The sequence below is a fragment of the Agrobacterium sp. MCAB5 genome, assembly GCF_052114365.1.
Classification (GTDB): domain Bacteria; phylum Pseudomonadota; class Alphaproteobacteria; order Rhizobiales; family Rhizobiaceae; genus Agrobacterium; species Agrobacterium tumefaciens.
Genome location: NZ_JBFREP010000326.1, coordinates 1 through 392 on the forward strand (window position 1 = coordinate 1; position 392 = coordinate 392).

1 protein-coding gene is annotated in these 392 nt (G+C 57.9%); it reads left to right on the top strand.

Annotated elements, in window-relative coordinates; genetic code table 11:
- Positions 1–39: 39 nt before the first annotated feature.
- On the top strand, positions 40–392 hold a 353-nt coding region (locus AB4Z23_RS28855; RefSeq protein WP_441361357.1), incomplete at its 3' end, for a polysaccharide biosynthesis/export family protein.

Sequence of the window (392 nt, forward strand, 5' to 3'; positions counted from 1 at the left end):
AACATGCGCTTCGTGACAAGGTCCAAGGGCTTTTCCCTGATGATGGCCAGCACCACCTTTCTGTCTCTGGCCGTTTGCCAATTACCGGCCGCTGCAGATGGCACCAACTACAAGGTCGCTACCGGCGACGTCTTGACGATCTCCGTCTATGGCGACCCGGGCCTGACCGGCCTCTTCCCAGTCAGTGCAGATGGAACGATCGGTTATCCGCTTCTTGGCAACGTCAACGTGGTCGACCAGACGGTGAACGAAATCGGTGCGCGGATCAGCCGCGATCTGGCAAGCCATGTGGCAAACCGCTCCGTTGCCGTCGCGGTCAAGGAATATGCTCCGATCTTCGTTGTCGGTGACGTCCAGAAGCCGGGAAAATATGAATACCGTCCCGGCATGAT